The 16,621-nt window shown below is 70.6% G+C and carries 16 protein-coding genes and 1 tRNA gene; 13 read left to right on the top strand and 4 right to left on the bottom strand.

The window, feature by feature from the left end:
- Positions 1 to 23 precede the first annotated feature (23 nt).
- The gene (locus ACIQPR_RS17360; protein ID WP_403649346.1) at positions 24 to 1,562 is read right to left on the bottom strand and encodes a beta-N-acetylhexosaminidase; all 1,539 of its coding nucleotides are present in this window, start codon (positions 1,560 to 1,562) and stop codon (positions 24 to 26) included.
- Between the two features lie 96 nt (positions 1,563 to 1,658).
- Here ACIQPR_RS17360 and ACIQPR_RS17365 point away from each other — a divergent pair, with 96 nt between their 5' ends.
- Positions 1,659 to 2,540, top strand: a complete 882-nt coding sequence (locus ACIQPR_RS17365) for a DUF4429 domain-containing protein (protein WP_403648584.1) — start codon at positions 1,659 to 1,661, stop codon at positions 2,538 to 2,540.
- A gap of 50 nt (positions 2,541 to 2,590) precedes the next feature.
- On the opposite strand, the gene ACIQPR_RS17370 is transcribed toward ACIQPR_RS17365, so the two are convergent.
- A complete protein-coding gene (locus ACIQPR_RS17370; protein ID WP_403648587.1) occupies positions 2,591 to 4,171 on the bottom strand; it encodes a purple acid phosphatase family protein in 1,581 nt (526 codons plus the stop codon).
- Between the two features lie 165 nt (positions 4,172 to 4,336).
- Here ACIQPR_RS17370 and ACIQPR_RS17375 point away from each other — a divergent pair, with 165 nt between their 5' ends.
- Both ACIQPR_RS17375 and glmS read left to right on the top strand, forming a co-directional pair.
- Positions 4,337 to 4,594 carry a hypothetical protein gene (locus tag ACIQPR_RS17375; RefSeq protein ID WP_365300745.1) on the top strand — a complete coding sequence of 86 codons (258 nt, stop codon included), beginning with the start codon at positions 4,337 to 4,339 and terminating at the stop codon, positions 4,592 to 4,594.
- A gap of 12 nt (positions 4,595 to 4,606) precedes the next feature.
- Entirely contained in the window at positions 4,607 to 6,424 is a 1,818-nt protein-coding gene (gene glmS, locus ACIQPR_RS17380; protein ID WP_403648590.1) for a glutamine--fructose-6-phosphate transaminase (isomerizing), read from the top strand.
- Positions 6,425 to 6,513: 89 nt separating this feature from the next.
- Here the strand turns inward: glmS and ACIQPR_RS17385 are convergent, their stop codons facing one another.
- Positions 6,514 to 7,077, bottom strand: a complete 564-nt coding sequence (locus tag ACIQPR_RS17385) for a GPR1/FUN34/YaaH family transporter (RefSeq protein WP_403648592.1) — start codon at positions 7,075 to 7,077, stop codon at positions 6,514 to 6,516.
- A gap of 141 nt (positions 7,078 to 7,218) precedes the next feature.
- Positions 7,219 to 7,746, bottom strand: a complete 528-nt coding sequence (locus ACIQPR_RS17390; protein ID WP_403648593.1) for a universal stress protein — start codon at positions 7,744 to 7,746, stop codon at positions 7,219 to 7,221.
- A gap of 312 nt (positions 7,747 to 8,058) precedes the next feature.
- Between ACIQPR_RS17390 and ACIQPR_RS17395 the strand changes: the two genes are divergently transcribed.
- The 10 genes from ACIQPR_RS17395 (at position 8,059) to ACIQPR_RS17440 (ending at position 16,576) form a co-directional block, all read left to right on the top strand.
- Positions 8,059 to 8,379 (top strand): hypothetical protein, encoded by a 321-nt coding sequence (locus tag ACIQPR_RS17395; RefSeq protein WP_403648596.1) that lies wholly within the window; start codon positions 8,059 to 8,061, stop codon positions 8,377 to 8,379.
- A gap of 386 nt (positions 8,380 to 8,765) precedes the next feature.
- The gene (locus ACIQPR_RS17400; protein WP_403648599.1) at positions 8,766 to 10,028 is read left to right on the top strand and encodes a helix-turn-helix domain-containing protein; all 1,263 of its coding nucleotides are present in this window, start codon (positions 8,766 to 8,768) and stop codon (positions 10,026 to 10,028) included.
- Between the two features lie 239 nt (positions 10,029 to 10,267).
- Positions 10,268 to 10,870: an oligoribonuclease gene (gene orn, locus ACIQPR_RS17405; RefSeq protein ID WP_403648602.1), complete on the top strand. Its 603-nt coding sequence runs from the start codon at positions 10,268 to 10,270 to the stop codon at positions 10,868 to 10,870.
- An 82-nt stretch (positions 10,871 to 10,952) separates the two neighbouring features.
- Positions 10,953 to 11,025 (top strand) — tRNA-His (locus tag ACIQPR_RS17410).
- 190 nt (positions 11,026 to 11,215) lie between these two features.
- Positions 11,216 to 12,295 (top strand): MBL fold metallo-hydrolase, encoded by a 1,080-nt coding sequence (locus ACIQPR_RS17415; RefSeq protein WP_403648604.1) that lies wholly within the window; start codon positions 11,216 to 11,218, stop codon positions 12,293 to 12,295.
- A gap of 94 nt (positions 12,296 to 12,389) precedes the next feature.
- A complete protein-coding gene (locus tag ACIQPR_RS17420) occupies positions 12,390 to 13,199 on the top strand; it encodes an alpha/beta hydrolase (RefSeq protein ID WP_403648607.1) in 810 nt (269 codons plus the stop codon).
- Positions 13,196 to 14,023, top strand: a complete 828-nt coding sequence (locus tag ACIQPR_RS17425; RefSeq protein ID WP_403648610.1) for an SDR family NAD(P)-dependent oxidoreductase — start codon at positions 13,196 to 13,198, stop codon at positions 14,021 to 14,023. The genes ACIQPR_RS17420 and ACIQPR_RS17425 overlap by 4 nt, the downstream gene beginning before the upstream one ends.
- Positions 14,024 to 14,170: 147 nt before the next feature.
- Positions 14,171 to 15,160, top strand: coding sequence for an alpha/beta fold hydrolase (locus ACIQPR_RS17430; protein ID WP_403648613.1), 990 nt, complete (start codon positions 14,171 to 14,173; stop codon positions 15,158 to 15,160).
- A 13-nt stretch (positions 15,161 to 15,173) separates the two neighbouring features.
- Entirely contained in the window at positions 15,174 to 15,653 is a 480-nt protein-coding gene (locus ACIQPR_RS17435; RefSeq protein WP_403648616.1) for a cupin domain-containing protein, read from the top strand.
- A gap of 50 nt (positions 15,654 to 15,703) precedes the next feature.
- Positions 15,704 to 16,576: an alpha/beta fold hydrolase gene (locus ACIQPR_RS17440; RefSeq protein ID WP_403648619.1), complete on the top strand. Its 873-nt coding sequence runs from the start codon at positions 15,704 to 15,706 to the stop codon at positions 16,574 to 16,576.
- The last annotated feature ends 45 nt before the right edge of the window (positions 16,577 to 16,621 follow it).

Consider the following 16,621-nt stretch of genomic DNA (forward strand, 5'->3'; position numbering starts at 1 on the left):
TCCCTTTCACGCGTGGGGCTCGACTACCGTGCGGGCCAGGGCACTTGGGGTGAGCAGTAGTAGTCGATGCCGAGGGCGTCCCAGCGCGGGGCCTGCGCGGCGAGCCGGACCTTGTAGGTGTCCCAGTCGTGCGTCGAGGCCGGCGACCAGCCCAGCTCGGCCAGGCCCGGCAGCCTCGGGAAGGCCATGTAGTCGATGTTCGCGCCGGTTTCGAGGGTCTCCGTCCACAGCGGTGCCTCGACGCCCCGGATCGCCGAACTCGGCACCCCGGCGAGGTAGTTGCCCGGGTTCCAGTCGTAGGACCGCTTGACCTCGACCAGGCCCGCCCAGTCCTGGCCGAGCGGGGTGTCCTCGGTGTACTTCATGTCGAGGTAGGCCCGGTCGGCGGGTGAGAGGATCAGCCCGGTGCCGTTCTTCGCGGCCTCGGCGACCTGTGCCTTCTCGGCGGCGTCGGTGTCGTCGAGGCCCCAGTACTGGGCGAGGGCGCCCTTGACGGGGTGGGCGCCGGTGATCTGGTGCCAGGCGATCACCGTCTTGCCGTGCTTGGTGACGATCGGCTGCACCCGGTCCATGAACTTGACGTAGTCCTCGTGGCTGGTGGACTGCGCCTCGTCGCCGCCGATGTGGAGGTAGCGGCCCGGGGTGAGCGCGGCCAGTTCCCCGATCACGTCGTCCACGAAGCGGTAGGTGAGGTCCTTGCCGACGCACAGCGAGCTGAAGCCGACGTCCGTGCCCGTGTAGAGCGGGGGCGCGACGCCGTCGCAGTTCAGGTCCGCGTAGGAGGCGAGGGCCGCGTTGGTGTGGCCGGGCATGTCGATCTCGGGGACCACTTCGAGGAAGCGGGAGGCCGCGTAGCGCACGATCTCCCGGTAGTCGTCCTTGGTGTAGTGGCCGCCCGTGCCGCCGCCGACCTCGGTCGAGCCGCCGTAGGTCGCCAGTCGTGGCCAGGAGTCGATCGCGATGCGCCAGCCCTGGTCGTCGCTGAGGTGGAGGTGCAGTTCGTTGATCTTGTAGAGGGCCAGTTGGTCGATGTAGCGCTTGACCTGGGCGACGGTGAAGAAGTGCCGGGAGACGTCGAGCATGGCGCCGCGGTAGGCGTAGCGCGGGGAGTCCTCGATGGTGCCGCCCGCGATCTGCCAGGGGCCGTGCTGCACGGACTTCTTCTCGACGGCGGCGGGCAGGAGTTGGCGCAGGGTCTGGACGCCGTGGAAGAGTCCGGCGTACTCGCCGGCGGTGATGACGACACCGCGGGGGCCGCTGTCGAGGCGGTAGCCCTCCGCCCCGAAACTCCCCTTGGCCAGGCGTAGTTGGATGCCGCTGCCGCCCCGGTTCACCAGTGGCAGCCGGTAGCCGGTGGACGGGCGCAGAATGTCCGCGAGGTACTCGCCGATGCGGTGCGCCTTGGGGGTGTCGTCGACGCGGATGACGGTGGCTTCGGTGATGCGGTAGGGGGAGCCGCCCGGTCTGACCGAGGCGGGTGCGGGCACCACTCGGCCGAGGGGGGTCGGGTCGGGCTTCGTCACCGTGGTCGCTCCTGTCGTGAAGGCGCCGACTGCCACCATGAGCAGCAACGAGCCCAGAACACTGTGCCGTCTCACCTGTACTCCCCTCGATTGGTAGAGACCACTCTCCCGCAGATCCGGTGAAACAATCCCCCCATGGCGGAAATCATCCAGAAGGACGGCACCTGGATCTTCGACGGCGACGCCCTGCGGCTGACTCCCGGACGGGACCGGAACGTCGGTCTGTTCCGCCGGACCCTGGGTGAACTCGTCGTACCGCTGGGCGCGTTGGCGGGTGTCTCGTTCGAACAGGGCCGCAGGTCGGGGCGGCTGAGACTGCGGTTGCGGGACGGCGCGGACCCGCTGCTGCACGCCACCGGCGGGCGGCTCTCCGAGGGTGACGACCCCTATCAGCTGACCGTCGAGTCGGACCGGTACGGCGTCGCCGAGTACTTCGTGGACGAGGTGCGGGGCGCCCTGCTGCTCGACGGGGTCCCGGCCGATCCGGTGGACGCGTACCTGCTGCCGGGGCCCGCCGTGCCGCTCTCGGTCTCCGCCGGGGACGGCACGGCGAGCTTCGACGGCGAGCACGTACGGCTGGAGTGGAACTGGAAGACGGAGGACGCCAAGTCCGCGGCCGGTGCCCGCACCCTCGCCGTCACCGACCTCCTCGGTGTGGAGTGGCGGCCGTCGGCCGGGCTGGAGAACGGCTACATCCGCTTCGCGGTGCGTCACGCGCCGACGAAGGCGCCGCCCAAGTACGACCCCAACGCGGTGGAGTTGTGGGGCTTCAAGAAGGATCCGCTGATGGCCCTGATCGCCGCGGCCGTCCAGGCCCGGCTCCCGCATCCGGCCGCCGCCGGAGCGGACGTACGGTCCGAACGCCTTGAGCCCGCAAGGGAGTTGACGGGCGCGGCGGAGGACGACCACGACGCGCTGCTGCGGCGGCTGCGGGAGCTGGGCGCGCTGCACCGGGACGGGGTGCTCACCGACGAGGAGTTCGCGATGGCCAAACAGGCGGTCCTCAAACGCATGTGAGGACCGCCTGCGGTGTGTCTACGCCCTGCCTTCCGGGCGTGCCACGGGAGTTACTTGGCCTTGCGGGCGATCGTGAAGCGGTCGACCTCGGCACCGGTCTCGGCGATGCCGCGGACCGTCAGGGTGGTGGTACGGCCCTTGTGGGCGGGCTGCACGTCCACGCGCAGGAACGAGTAGTTGAGGTAGCGCACGCGCGACCACGCGACGGTCTCGTTGACCTTGCCGTCCTTCGTGTTGACGAAGGCCGCCACGGAGTCGACGTCGGCGACGTGACCCTCGTAGGAGTCCGGGGCGGAGAACGCGTACAGGCTGCGGCCGGCCGCGCCCGCCGTCACGTAGACGACACCCTCGGTCTCCGGGTACGCCGTGCCGCCGATCGGCAGCTTCTTGACGACCGCGTTCTTCTTGATGACGTCGGTGCGCTCGTACTGGTGGTTGTGGCCGTTGATGACCAGGTCCACCGTGTACTTCTCGAACAGCGGGACCCACTCGTTGCGCACTCCCCCCTCCGAGGAGTGCGCCGTCGAGGTGCAGTACGCGCAGTGGTGGAAGAAGATCACCACGAAGTCGATGTCCCTGGACGCGCGGAACTTCTTGAGCTGCGCCTCCAGCCACTTGGTCTGGGTGCCGCCGGAGATGCCGAGGTTGGCCGGGATCTCGAAGGAGACGTCGTTGGCGTCGAGCGAGATGACCGCCGTGTTGCCGTAGACGAAGGAGTAGACGCCCGGCAGGTTCTTCTTGTCGGGGCCGTTGTCCGGCAGGTTCCAGCGGGCGTCCTCGCCGCCGTAGCCGTTGGGCGAGTACCAGGCCTCCATGTCGTGGTTGCCGTAGGCGGGCATCCACGGCACGGACTTGGCGACCGACTCGGTCTGGGCGAGGAACAGGTCCCAGGTGCGCGAGTCGAAGCCGGTGTCGGCGGTCTGGCCGGCGCCTGCCGGGTCGGCGTAGCAGATGTCGCCGGCGTGCAGGTGGAAGGCGGGGTTCTGGCCGAGCAGGAGGCTGTTGTTGGCGAGGCCGTGGTAGCCGACGCCCTCGTCGCCGAAGGCCGTGAAGGTGAACGGCACGGCGCGGTCGGGGGCGGTGGTGAAGGTGCCGAGCGTGCCGAGCAGGTGGGCCTCGGCCGGGTCGAAGCCCGCGTGGCCGACGCCGTAGTAGTACGTCTTGCCCGGACGCAGGTGGGTCAGCTTGGCGTGCAGGTAGTACTGGGTGTGGTCGCCGCTCGCGCCGACGCCGGCCGGGGTGTACAGGGTGCGCACCTCGGCCTCGATCTTGCGGGAGAGGTCCCAGGGGTGCGCGCCGATCCGGACGAACGGCTTCTTGACGTTGGTCGGGACCTGCCAGGAAACCGTGACCTCGGTGCTCGGGTCGTTGCCGAACGCGAGGTGGCGGCCGAACGGGGAGACCAGGGCCCCGTCGATCGACTCGCTGGAGGAGGTGGAGGCGTAGGTGGCGGAGGCCTGGCTGGGGACGGCCGCCTGGGCGACCGCGCCCGGGACGAAGACACCGCCGGCGACGGCGCCGAGGGTCACGGCGCCGCCTCTTATCATCGTGCGCCGCGAGAATTTCGAGCGGAGGTACTCGTGCTGCTCAGCCATGCTCATGCGCTCGGCGAGCTCTTCGGGTACGCCCATACGAGGAATGTCCATGGCGACTGAAACTCGTCCATATGAGCGACGAGGCGCAAGACACAGGATGGACAGCTTACGAACAGAGCCCCATAAGACTTTCAACAGCGGGTTGCCCGATATCGGGCAGGATTCTTGCAAAGCTCCCCTCGGTACCCCAGGATCTACCGGGTGCACGACGAACTCGTTGATCATCTGACGCGCTCCTCCCCCCTCAACCGGGGCGAGGCACTGCGGGTGATCCAGGACGTGCTCGCCTACTTCGACGAGACGACCGAGGACTACGTCCGTCGCCGCCACCGCGAGCTCCAGGCCCAGGGCCTGGTCAACGCGACGATCTTCGACCGGATCGAGGCGGACCTGAAATACCGCGCGGTGGCACCGCCGGAGCTCACGCTCAGGCAGCTGCGCCGCATCGTCTACGGCTAGGAACACCTGTATATGTGCGGAATCGTCGGATACATCGGCAAGCGTGACGTCGCCCCCCTCCTGCTGGAGGGCCTGCAACGGCTGGAGTACCGCGGCTACGACTCGGCGGGCATCGTCGTCACGACCCCGAAGACGGCCGGTCTGAAGATGGTCAAGGCCAAGGGCCGGGTCCGTGACCTGGAGGCCAAGGTCCCGGCGCGCTTCAAGGGCACCACCGGCATCGCCCACACCCGCTGGGCCACGCACGGCGCCCCCTCCGACGTGAACGCGCACCCGCACCTGTCCGGCGACGGCAAGGTCGCCGTGGTCCACAACGGCATCATCGACAACGCGTCCGACCTGAGGAAGAAGCTCGAAGCGGACGGCGTCGAGTTCCTCTCCGAGACCGACACCGAGGTCCTCACCCACCTCATCGCCCGCTCCCAGGCGGAGACCCTGGAGGAGAAGGTCCGCCAGGCACTGCGGGTGATCGAGGGGACGTACGGCATCGCCGTCCTGCACGCCGACTTCCCCGACCGCATCGTGGTGGCTCGAAACGGCTCCCCGGTGGTCCTCGGGATCGGCGAGAAGGAGATGTTCGTCGCCTCGGACATCGCCGCACTCGTCACCCACACGCGCCAGATAGTGACCCTCGACGACGGCGAGATGGCGACCCTCAAGGCCGACGACTTCCGGACATACACCACCGAGGGCACCCGCACCACGTCCGAGCCGACCACCGTCGAGTGGGAGGCCGCCTCCTACGACATGGGCGGCCACGACACCTACATGCACAAGGAGATCTTCGAGCAGGCCGACGCGGTGGACCGGGTGCTGCGCGGCCGGATCGACGACCGCTTCTCCACCGTGCACCTCGGCGGCCTCAACCTCGACGCCCGCGAGGCCCGGCAGATCCGCCGGGTGAAGATCCTCGGCTGCGGCACCTCGTACCACGCGGGCATGATCGGCGCCCAGATGATCGAGGAGCTGGCCCGCATCCCCGCGGACGCCGAGCCGGCCTCCGAGTTCCGCTACCGCAACGCGGTGGTCGACCCCGACACCCTCTACATCGCGGTCTCCCAGTCCGGCGAGACCTACGACGTCCTCGCCGCCGTCCAGGAGTTGAAGCGCAAGGGCGCCCGCGTCCTCGGTGTGGTCAACGTCGTCGGCTCGGCCATCGCTCGCGAGGCGGACGGCGGGATGTACGTGCACGCGGGCCCCGAGGTCTGTGTCGTCTCGACCAAGTGCTTCACCAACACCACTGTGGCGTTCGCCCTGTTGGCACTCCACCTCGGGCGCACCCGTGACCTCTCGGTGCGCGACGGCAAGCGCGTCATCGAGGGCCTGCGCAAGCTGCCCGCGCAGATCTCCGCGATCCTGGAGCGCGAGGACGAGATCAAGAAGCTGGCCGCCGAGTACGCCGACGCCCGCTCGATGCTGTTCATCGGCCGGGTCCGGGGCTACCCGGTCGCCCGCGAGGCCTCCCTCAAGCTCAAGGAGGTCTCCTACATCCACGCCGAGGCCTATCCCGCCTCGGAGTTGAAGCACGGCCCGCTCGCCCTGATCGAGCCCGCCCTGCCCACGGTCGCGATCGTCCCCGACGACGACCTCCTGGAGAAGAACCGCGCCGCCCTGGAGGAGATCAAGGCCCGCAGCGGCCGGATCCTCGCGGTGGCCCACCAGCACCAGGAGAAGGCCGACCAGACGATCGTGGTCCCGAAGAACGAGGACGAACTGGACCCCATCCTGATGGGCATCCCGCTCCAACTCCTGGCGTACCACACGGCGTTGGCCCTGGGCCGGGACATCGACAAGCCGAGGAACCTCGCGAAGTCCGTCACGGTGGAGTGACGGCGGACACCGTCACGGTGAAGCAGCCGAACAGGCGGAAAGGCCCCCCACGTGTGCCTCGTACACGTGGGGGGCCTTTCCACTGCCGGTCAACCGGTGGCCGTCACGCCCCGACCGGCAGCCCGCCGAGGAAGAACCGTCGGCCAGTGAGCGAGCGCGGCGGTCGCCGAGTACCAGGCGACAGCTCCCGCGGCGACACCGAACCACCCGCCGACCTTGCCCAGCCCGTCGTTGCCGGCGAACTGCGCGATGGCCAGAAGCACGAGGGAGACGAAGAACAACCCGTATGTCCCCTGGGTGAGTTGATCCCCACCCGCGAGGGTCACGGAGAGAGCGACCAGGGCGAACAGGAGCAGGAACAGCCCCGCCGCGTTGTCCGAGGCGGAGTTCCCCGCGCTCACGGCCCAGGTGAACCAGAGCGCGCCGAACGCCGAGAAGGCGGTACCCGTGGCGGTGTCGCCGTCGCGGAACGCGAACAGTCCGGCGACGAACAGGGCAACTCCGCCCACATAGTGGGCCAGTGACACGGCGTCAGCGGTCGAGACCCCGTTGATGACTTTCGTGTACCCGAGCCCGAAGGCCAACAGGGTGATTCCCAGGGCGAGTCGGCCGACGATCGAGGTGGTGCTTCCCGCGGCGACGTCATTGTCCACGGCGGGCTCCCTTCATGCATGTGCGGTTGTGCGGTGTGACCGATATATGCCCTTCACAAGGACACAAATACCTCTGCACAACGGCGAATTCAGAAGGGAACCCACCCGCGCCGCGGGATGCCCACGGGATGGCCGGGACGCCTACGGGATGACGACGACCGGCCGCTGCGCGCGCTTGGCGAGCCGCCCCGCGACGGAGCCGAAGATGCGCCCGACGATGCCGTGGGTCGAGCCCACCACGATCGCGTCCGCCTCGTACTCCCGCCCCACCTCTTCGAGTTCGTGGCAGATGTCGCCACCGCGCTCGACGAGGATCCAGGGCACTTCGGCGAGGTACTCGGCGCACGCCAGCTCAAGGCCCAGCACCTCGGTGCGGTGGTCCGGCACGTCGACGAAGACCGGTGGCTCGCAGCCCGCCCACACCGTGGTGGGCAGCCGGTTGGCGACATGCACGATGACCAGGCCCGAGCCGGAGCGGTGGGCCATGCCGATGGCGTACGCGAGGGCACGCTCACTGGACGTGGAGCCGTCGAAACCGACGACGACACCGTGCTTGAAGGCGGGATCGCAGGAATGGCGTGGCTGTTCCGCCGCCTGGGGGTCGGCCGCCGTGGGATCGGCGACGGGCCGCTTGCGGTCCGCGGGTTCGAAAGATTCGTGACCGGCCATGGGTGTCTCGGCTTTTTGATCCTCTTGGGAGGGGACAACAGTGTGCGGCGGAGCTGTGTCCGGGAATCATCTTCCCAACCCCATACCCCCAAGGGTACGGCGCCAGTCCTCCTTAGCCCATATCCCGCACACGCTCCGGCGGAGTTCCCCGGAGCATGCACGAGGGGGCGCCCGTAACGCAATGGTTGCTGCCCCGTACAGGCGGTTTGCACAGGATTCACTTACCCGGCGCCCACTCCTGGGCTGCCCTACAGTGACCGACGCATCGAACAAGCGTTGAACCCGGCGAACCGCCGCCCCAGGGAGCACGCCATGTCCGGACACCGTACGACCTCCGAGGCACACCCCGGCCCGGACACCGCCACAGATGTGGTCCGCTGGGCGGTCTTCAGCTGCGTCCTCGTCCCCCTGGTACTCCTCTGGTACGGCACCTCGCTGGCCGGCGCCGCCGGTACGGCCCTCGGGCTCGCCGCCGTCACCGCCGCCTGCCGGGTGCTGCTGCGCCGCTCCGAGCGGGGGACGGCCCGGCTCCTGGACGAGGAGGAGCCCCCGCGGCACGGCCACCGTCACCGGGCGGTGGCGGGGGCGCACCGGGGCGGTCGGCACACCGGAGGAAGTACACCGGTCGACTGACCGGTTTCCGCGCACGCGCCCGATGCTTTTCAGCCAACTTCCGGTCACCGTGCATCTGTTGCCCGAACCACCCCCCAACCCCCGTTCGACCTGCGCCGAAAGGGTCCTGGAGACCCTGCGCACCCTACGGGGATTGGCCACTAAGACGAGGCGCACTTCCCTGCACGGCCCACGAGTGCAACGCTTCGTGATCGAATGCTTCACGCCAAGTTGCCATGTCGACAATGTGCCGGTTGCCGAACTGGTCACCCCGGCACCACTGGACACAGTAGATTCGATCTTGACGTCTTACGGCGGGGGACTCGTGCAGGACCGAGGGGAAACGTGCTGGAGCGACAAGCCCGACAAGATAGGGGCGCCGCGACCACCGAGGGGGGCTTAGCAGTATGAGCCACGACTCCACTGCCGCGCCGGAGGCCGCGGCCCGGAAGCTTTCCGGGCGACGCCGCAAGGAGATCGTCGCGGTGCTGCTGTTCAGCGGCGGCCCCATCTTCGAGAGTTCCATACCGCTGTCGGTGTTCGGAATCGACCGCCAGGACGCGGGAGTTCCGCGTTACCGGCTGCTGGTGTGCGGCGGCGAGGACGGCCCGCTGCGCACCACCGGCGGGCTGGAACTCACCACACCGCACGGTCTGGAGGCGATCTCGCGGGCGGGCACCGTCGTCGTCCCCGCCTGGCGGTCGATCACCGCGCCGCCGCCGGAGGAAGCACTCGACGCACTGCGCCGGGCGCACGAAGAAGGGGCCCGCATAGTCGGCCTGTGCACCGGCGCGTTCGTGCTGGCGGCGGCGGGCCTGCTGGACGGCCGTCCCGCGACCACCCACTGGATGTACGCGCCGACGCTGGCCAAGCGCTACCCGTCGGTGCACGTGGATCCGCGGGAACTCTTCGTCGACGACGGAGACGTACTCACGTCCGCCGGTACGGCGGCCGGAATCGATCTCTGCCTCCACATCGTGCGGTCGGACCACGGCAACGAGGCGGCCGGCGCGCTCGCCCGGCGCCTGGTGGTCCCCCCGCGCCGCAGCGGCGGTCAGGAGCGCTACCTCGATCGGTCTTTACCCGAGGAGATCGGCGCCGACCCGCTCGCGGAGGTCGTCGCCTGGGCGCTGGAGCACCTCCACGAACAGTTCGACGTGGAGACGCTGGCGGCCCGCGCGTACATGAGCAGGCGTACGTTCGACCGCCGCTTCCGCTCGCTCACCGGGAGCGCTCCCCTGCAGTGGCTGATCACACAGCGGGTGCTCCAGGCGCAGCGGCTGCTGGAGACGTCGGACTACTCGGTGGACGAGGTCGCGGGCCGCTGCGGCTTCCGCTCGCCGGTGGCACTGCGCGGTCACTTCCGCCGCCAGCTGGGCTCGTCGCCCGCCGCCTACCGGGCCGCGTACCGCGCCCGCCGGCCGCAGGGCGACAAGCAGGTGGACGGCGACGGCGCCCCGGGCCAGCCCGGCGGTCCGTCGTCCCTGGGCCCGGCGGGCCTGCCGCCCTCGCTCCACCCGGAGGGCCCGGTCCCGATGCAGACCCGTCGCACGGCGGCCGGCGCGCTGTCGGCGGCCTCGGCCGCGGCTTCGGCCGTGGACAACGGCCGCGAGGCCTACGCCACGAGCCGCACGACGGCAAGCCTGCCCGGACAGCGCAGCGCCACCTAGGTCGTGTCCGCGAGGCCCGTCCTCCGGCCGGAGGACGGGCCTCGCGGCGTCCGGCGCGTGCGGCGAGCGTGCGTGCCGGGCGTCGCGAGGCAGCCGGGACTTCGCGCGCACGGCCTGGCGACAGAGCGCGCCCCCGGGGGTCTCCGGCAGGAGATCTCCGGGGGCTTTCGCGCGTCCCGGGGCACAAGGTCACCGCACGGTTGGCTCAGCTGAGCGGCCCGCACCTTAAGGTTAGACACATGAACGATCGCATGGTGTGGATCGACTGCGAGATGACCGGCCTCTCGCTGTCGGACGACGCGCTCATCGAGGTGGCCGCCCTCGTCACCGACTCCGAGCTGAACGTGCTCGGCGAAGGGGTGGACATCGTCGTCCGCCCGCCGGACCGGGCGCTGGAGACGATGCCGGACGTAGTACGCCAGATGCACACCGCGTCCGGCCTGCTCGACGAGCTGGCCGGCGGTACCACGCTGGCCGACGCGGAGGAGCTGGTCCTCGCCTACATCCGCGAGCACGTCAAGGAGCCCGGCAAGGCCCCGCTGTGCGGCAACTCGGTCGGCACCGACCGCGGTTTCCTGCTGCGGGACATGCCGACCCTGGAGGAGTACCTCCACTACCGCATCGTGGACGTGTCCTCGGTGAAGGAGCTGGCGCGCCGCTGGTACCCCCGGGCGTACTTCAACAGCCCCGAGAAGAAGGGCAATCACCGCGCCCTCGCCGACATCCGCGAATCCATCGCGGAGCTGCGCTACTACCGCGAGGCGATCTTCGTCCCGCAGCCCGGCCCGGACTCGGAGACGGCCCGCACGATCGCCGCGAAGCACGTCCAGCCCACGCGCTGAAAGGCGTGCGCGAGCACCCCTTCGGACCCTGTACACTTTTTCTCGGCCGGTCGGAAACTCGCAGAGTGAACGACCGGGCATGGTGGGTGTAGCTCAGCTGGTAGAGCACCTGGTTGTGGTCCAGGAAGTCGCGGGTTCAAGTCCCGTCACTCACCCTTGAGTTGAGGCCCCCGGCCCGTGGAGACACGGGCCGGGGGCCTTTTCGGGTTTTCTGCGGTGGCCGACTTCGGCGGACGGGGCGGACTGGGGTGCGGCCCCGGTGCGAAGGCCTTTCCCCCGGTGGTGTGCTGGCACGGCCGTCACCGACGGTCATCGGTCCCCCACCCGAAAGGCCTCCAGCTCCCCATGTCTTCCGAACTGCGGCCCCCGACCGGCCGCCGCGGATTCCTCAAGGGCGCCGCCGGCGCGCTCACCGTCCCGGCCGCCGCCGGTCTCGTCGGCGCCCTGGCCGCGCCCGCCCACGCGGACACGGACGGCCTGCCCGACTTCGCGCCGATCCCGGCCGCCTCGGTCGGGCCCGCGCCGAACGCGGACGGCTATCACGTCGGCCGGATCGCCGGGAACCTGTACTGGGTCACGGACTCCTACTACCAGGCCATGTTCCTGACGACCACGCGAGGCGTCGTCCTCGTCGACGCGCCGCCGACCATCGGGCACAACCTGCTCCGCGCCATCGACGACGTCACCCGGGCCAACGGCCGGCCGGGCAAGGTCACGCACCTGGTCTACTCGCACTCGCACGCCGACCACATCGGCGCCGCCGGCCTCTTCGGCACCGACGTCGTCCGCGTCTCGCACGCCGCGACGGCCGGCCTGCTGGCCCGCGCGGCGGACCCCAACCGTCCGCTGCCGACGGTCACGTTCCACGACACGTACCGGCTCAGGGTCGGCGGGGAGACCCTGCACCTGGCGTACCACGGCCCCAACCACTCCCCCGACAACATCTTCGTCCACGCGCCCGAGTACGAGACCCTGATGCTGGTCGACGTCCTGTATCCGGGCTGGGTGCCGTTCAAGAACCTCGCGGTCTCCCAGGACATCCCCGACTGGATCAGGGCCCAGAGCATCGCGATGAACTACCCGTGGCAGACGTTCGTCGGCGGTCATCTCGGGCGGCTCGGGGTCCGCGCGGACGGCGCCCTCCAGATCCGGTACATGGACGACCTGGAGGCCAGTACCCGCTCCGCGATCGCCTCCGTCGACCCGGCCCCGTTCTTCGCCAAGTACGGCGCGCAGGGCAACTCGTGGGCGATCTTCAAGACCTTCCTCGACGCGGTCGCGGACGCGGCGGCGGCCCCCGTGGCCGCGAAGTACACCGGGGTCCTCGCCGCCGCCGACGTCTTCACGCGGGACAACGCGTGGACGCTGCTGGAGTCCCTGCGGATCGACGCGGGTGTCCTGGGGCCGTTCGGCGTCCACCCCTGAACCACTGGGGTGCTTCCCCAGTGCGAGGGCACCGCGGTTTCCGGTTTCGTGAGTACACGCCGGGTGAGGACACCCACACACGAAAGGCCCCGCCATGACCGCTCCCCTTCCCGTGGTCTTCGTCCACGGGCTCTGGCTGCACAGCACCTCCTGGCAGCCGTGGATCGATCTGTTCCGCACGGAGGGCTACGACCCGTCCGCACCCGGCTGGCCCGGCGACCCCGCCACCGTCGAGGAGGCGCGCCAGAACCCCGAGAGCATCGCCGGCTACGGCATCGACGACGTCGTGGAGCACTACGCGGCCCTGATCGAGGCACTGCCCGCACGACCCGTCCTGATCGGTCACTCGTTCGGCGGAATGATCGCGCAGAAGCTGCTCGGCCAGGACCGCGCCGCCGCGGCGGTCGCGATCGACGCCGCGCAGATCAAGGGCGTACTGCCGCTGCCCCTGTCCGCGCTCAGGGCGACGCTCCCGGTCTTCAAGAACCCGGCCAACAAGCGCCGGGCGGTCTCGCTGACCGCGGAGCAGTTCCGGTTCGCGTTCGGCAACGCGGTCTCGGAGGAGGAGTCGGCGGCACTCTACGAGCGCTGGACCATCCCCGCGCCGGGCAAGCCGCTGTACGAGGCGGCCTCCGCCAACTTCAACCCGCACTCGCCGGCGAAGGTCGACACGGACAACAGCGGGCGCGGTCCGCTGCTGCTGGTCTCCGGCGGCAAGGACCACACCGTGCCCGAGGTCGTCACCCGGGCCACCCTCAAGCAGTACCGGCACTCCGAGGCCGTCACCGACATCGTCAACTTCCCCGACCGGGGGCACTCGTTGACGATCGACGGCGGCTGGCGCGAGGTCGCCGACACCGTTCTGACCTGGCTGCGGGGGCAGGACCTGGGGACCGGGCGATGAGCTCGGGTCCCCCGACCGCCGGTCCGTCCGACGCGGGCGCGGGCCTCGCCGGACGGACCGTGGTGGTCACCGGCGCCGGGCGCGGCATCGGCCTGGCCGTCGTCGAGGCCTTCCTCGCGGCCGGTTCCCGGGTCGTGGCGGGTTCGCGGGAACGCACCGACGCCCTCGACCGGCAGGTGAAGGAGGGCGCCGAGCTGACCGTCGTGGAGGTCGACCTCGCGACGCCCGGGGGTCCGGCCGCGCTGGTCGCCGAGGCCGTGGCCCTGCACGGCGGGGTCGACGTCCTGGTGAACAACGTCGGGGCGGTACGGCCCCGTGTCGACGGCTTCCTCGGTGTGACGGACGAGGACTGGGAGTGGACGTTCACGGTCAACCTCATGGCCGCCGTCCGCGCCACCCGGGCCGCGCTACCGCACCTGCTCGCCACCGGAGCGGGCCGGATCGTCACCGTCTCCTCGGTCAACGCCCGGCTGCCCGACCCGCTGGTCATCGACTACGGCGCGGCGAAGGCCGCCCTGACCAACTTCTGCAAGGCCCTCTCCAAGGAGGTGGGGCCGCGCGGTGTGCGGGTCAACACCATCGGTCCCGGCCCGGTGGAGACGGCGCTGTGGCAGGGCGCCGACGGGGTCGCCGCCGAGGTCGGCCGGTCGCAGGGGGTCGATCCCCGGGAGGTGGCCCGCGGTGCGGCGGACCAGTCCGTGACCGGCCGCTTCACCCGGCCGTCCGAGGTGGCCGACCTCGTGGTCTACCTCGCCGGTCCGCACGCGGCGAACATCACCGGCGCCGACTTCGTCATCGACGGCGGCCTCGTCGAATCCCTCTGAGCGGCACCCCACGGCACGGCACAACACTGCACGGCACGGAAACGGCAACCGCAACCGCAACCGCAACCGCAACCGCAACCGCAACCGCAACCGCAACCGGCCGGTGCCCGCCCGCCTCCCCCTCCCCCCACGTCCCTGGAGACATCCGTGAGATTCCGCCTGTCCAGATCGCGCCGCCTGGTGGCCGCGGTCTTCGCCCTGGCCCTCGGTCTCGGCGCGACCACCCTCACGGCCTCGGCCTCCGCCGGGCCCGCCGCCCCGGCCGGCGAGTACGTGCCCGCCGGCTTCAGCGAGCACCGGACCCGGGTCGCCGGGACCGGCATCGACTACGTGATCGGCGGCCACGGCCCGACCCTGGTCCTGATCCACGGCTACCCCCAGACCTGGTACGAGTGGCACGCCGTCATGCCCGCGCTCGCCGAGCACTACACCGTCGTCGCGCCGGACCTGCCCGGCGCGGGCCGCAGCGACGCCCCGGCGTCCGGCTACGACAAGAAGACGATGGCCGCCACGCTGCACGCGCTCCTGGTGTCGCTCGGCAAGGACCAGGACGTGAACGTCGTCGGCCACGACATCGGCACGATGGTCGCCTACGCCTACGCGGCGCAGTACCCGCGCACCGTCAGGAAGCTCGTGCTGAGCGAGGCCCCCCTCCCCGACCCGGGGATCTACCGGTTCCCGTCGCTGACCGCGCAGGGCCCCGGAGCCTGGCACTTCGGCTTCTTCGCCTTGGAGAGCGGCCTCCCCGAGAGTCTGATCCGGGGCCGCGAACTGACCTGGACGTCGGGCTTCATGCGGGAGATCGCCGTACACAAGGAGGCCCTGACCCCGAACGAGCTGCGGGTCTTCTCCTCCTATCTGCGCGACTACGCGCACCTGGAGGCGAGCTTCGCGTGGTTCAGGACGTTCCCGCAGGACATCGCCGACAACGCCAAGTTCCAGAAACGGCCGCTGACCATGCCGGTGCTCGCGATCGGCGCCTCCGGGAGCCTCGGTTCGTCGGTCGCGGAGCAGGTGCGCCAGTACGCCACCCACGTCACCGGGGCCGTCGTACCCGACTCGGGCCACTGGCTCTACGAGGAGCACCCCCAAGAGATGACCACCATGCTGCTGCGTTTCCTGGGCAGCCACCGATGACGTCTGGAGCGACATGACCGGCTTCTTCCCCACCTTCGGCCCGACGGCCGAGCGCGAACCCTTCTGGTTCCTCGGCGGCCAGGCCCGCATCCTGCTGCCCGGTACCGCGACCGACAACCGGCTCAGTCTGATGGAGTTCGCCGACCCGGTCGGCCACGCGCCCCCGCACCACGTCCACGAGGACGAGGAGGAGGTCTGGTTCGTCCTCGACGGCGAGGTCACGTTCTTCGTCGGCGACCAGCGCCACGACCTGGTGCCCGGACAGGTGGCGTACGGGCCGCGCGGGGTTCCGCACAGCTATCTGGTGCGCTCGCCCGAAGGGGCGCGGATAGCGGTGCTGTTCAGCCCGGCCTGCATCGAGGAGTACTTCCGGGCCAACGGCACCCCGGTGGCCGAGGCCGGGGACCTGCCGCCCGAGTTCGACCTCGCGGCGGTCGTGGCCTCCGCCGAGGCCTTCCACCTGCGCGTCACCGGACCACCGCCGGCCCTGTGAGCCGGTCCACCTCGAAGGAGCAGGAATCAGGAATGTCGAGGAGAGCAGAGATGACAGGCACGAAACCCGTCCGGTCCCTCGCGGGCGGCGGACGCCGCGGCAGATCCACGCTCACCGCGCTGGCGATCGGGGCGCTGCTCGCGGTGCCGGCGCTGTCCGCCGCCGCGCCCGCCGACCCGGCGCCGGCCGCGCACACCGCGACGGCGTCGGCCGCGCCGCGCGCGCCGAAGCCGACCGTGGTCCTGGTCCACGGCGCGTTCGCGGACTCGTCCAGCTGGGACGCGGTCACGGCGCGGCTGCAACGGCAGGGGTATCCCGTGCTCGGCGTCGCGAATCCGCTGCGCGGCCTGGCCGGCGACTCGGCGTACGTGTCGAGCGTCCTGGACACCATCCCCGGGCCGGTCGTCCTGGTCGGCCACTCCTACGGCGGTGCCGTCATCACCGACGCCGCGGTGGGCCACGCCAACGTCAAGGCCCTCGTGTACATCGCCGCGTTCGCTCCCGACCAGGGCGAGTCCGGTCTGGCGATCCTCGGGGAGCACCCGGGCAGCGAGCTGCCGTCGGCGCTGACGGTCCGGCCGTTCCCGGGCGGGCAGGACGCGTACGTCGACCCCGCGGCCTTCCGGCAGGTGTTCGCCGCCGACGTGCCGGCCGCCAGGACCCGGCTGATGGCGGCCGGGCAACGGCCGGTCGCGCTGGCCGCGTTCGCGGAACCCAGCGGCACGCCGGCCTGGCGGACCATCCCCTCCTGGTTCCTGGTCGCGGGCGCCGACCGCGCGATCCCGCCGGCCGCCGAGCGGGCGATGGCACTCCGCGCGGGCTCGCACACCGAGGTGGTCCGCGGCGCCTCGCACGCGGTCCTCGTGTCGCACCCCGACGCCACCGCGCACATCATCGAGGCAGCCGCCCGCGCCACCTCCTGACCGAGCGGCGCCGTAGCCGCGCGCCGGTCCACCAGAGCCACGAAG

It is taken from the genome of Streptomyces sp. NPDC091280 (assembly GCF_044768565.1).
Taxonomy (GTDB): Bacteria; Actinomycetota; Actinomycetes; order Streptomycetales; family Streptomycetaceae; genus Streptomyces.

Excerpts from the sequence above, each read along its gene's own strand:
- ACIQPR_RS17360 (WP_403649346.1), bottom strand. The coding sequence starts at position 1,562 with ATGGTGGCAGTCGGCGCCTTCACGACAGGAGCGACCACGGTGACGAAG.
- ACIQPR_RS17365 (WP_403648584.1), top strand. The coding sequence starts at position 1,659 with ATGGCGGAAATCATCCAGAAGGACGGCACCTGGATCTTCGACGGCGAC.
- ACIQPR_RS17370 (WP_403648587.1), bottom strand. The coding sequence starts at position 4,171 with ATGGGCGTACCCGAAGAGCTCGCCGAGCGCATGAGCATGGCTGAGCAG.
- glmS (WP_403648590.1), top strand. The coding sequence starts at position 4,607 with ATGTGCGGAATCGTCGGATACATCGGCAAGCGTGACGTCGCCCCCCTC.
- ACIQPR_RS17390 (WP_403648593.1), bottom strand. The coding sequence starts at position 7,746 with ATGGCCGGTCACGAATCTTTCGAACCCGCGGACCGCAAGCGGCCCGTC.
- ACIQPR_RS17395 (WP_403648596.1), top strand. The coding sequence starts at position 8,059 with ATGTCCGGACACCGTACGACCTCCGAGGCACACCCCGGCCCGGACACC.
- ACIQPR_RS17400 (WP_403648599.1), top strand. The coding sequence starts at position 8,766 with ATGAGCCACGACTCCACTGCCGCGCCGGAGGCCGCGGCCCGGAAGCTT.
- orn (WP_403648602.1), top strand. The coding sequence starts at position 10,268 with ATGAACGATCGCATGGTGTGGATCGACTGCGAGATGACCGGCCTCTCG.
- ACIQPR_RS17415 (WP_403648604.1), top strand. The coding sequence starts at position 11,216 with ATGTCTTCCGAACTGCGGCCCCCGACCGGCCGCCGCGGATTCCTCAAG.
- ACIQPR_RS17420 (WP_403648607.1), top strand. The coding sequence starts at position 12,390 with ATGACCGCTCCCCTTCCCGTGGTCTTCGTCCACGGGCTCTGGCTGCAC.
- ACIQPR_RS17425 (WP_403648610.1), top strand. The coding sequence starts at position 13,196 with ATGAGCTCGGGTCCCCCGACCGCCGGTCCGTCCGACGCGGGCGCGGGC.
- ACIQPR_RS17435 (WP_403648616.1), top strand. The coding sequence starts at position 15,174 with ATGACCGGCTTCTTCCCCACCTTCGGCCCGACGGCCGAGCGCGAACCC.
- ACIQPR_RS17440 (WP_403648619.1), top strand. The coding sequence starts at position 15,704 with ATGACAGGCACGAAACCCGTCCGGTCCCTCGCGGGCGGCGGACGCCGC.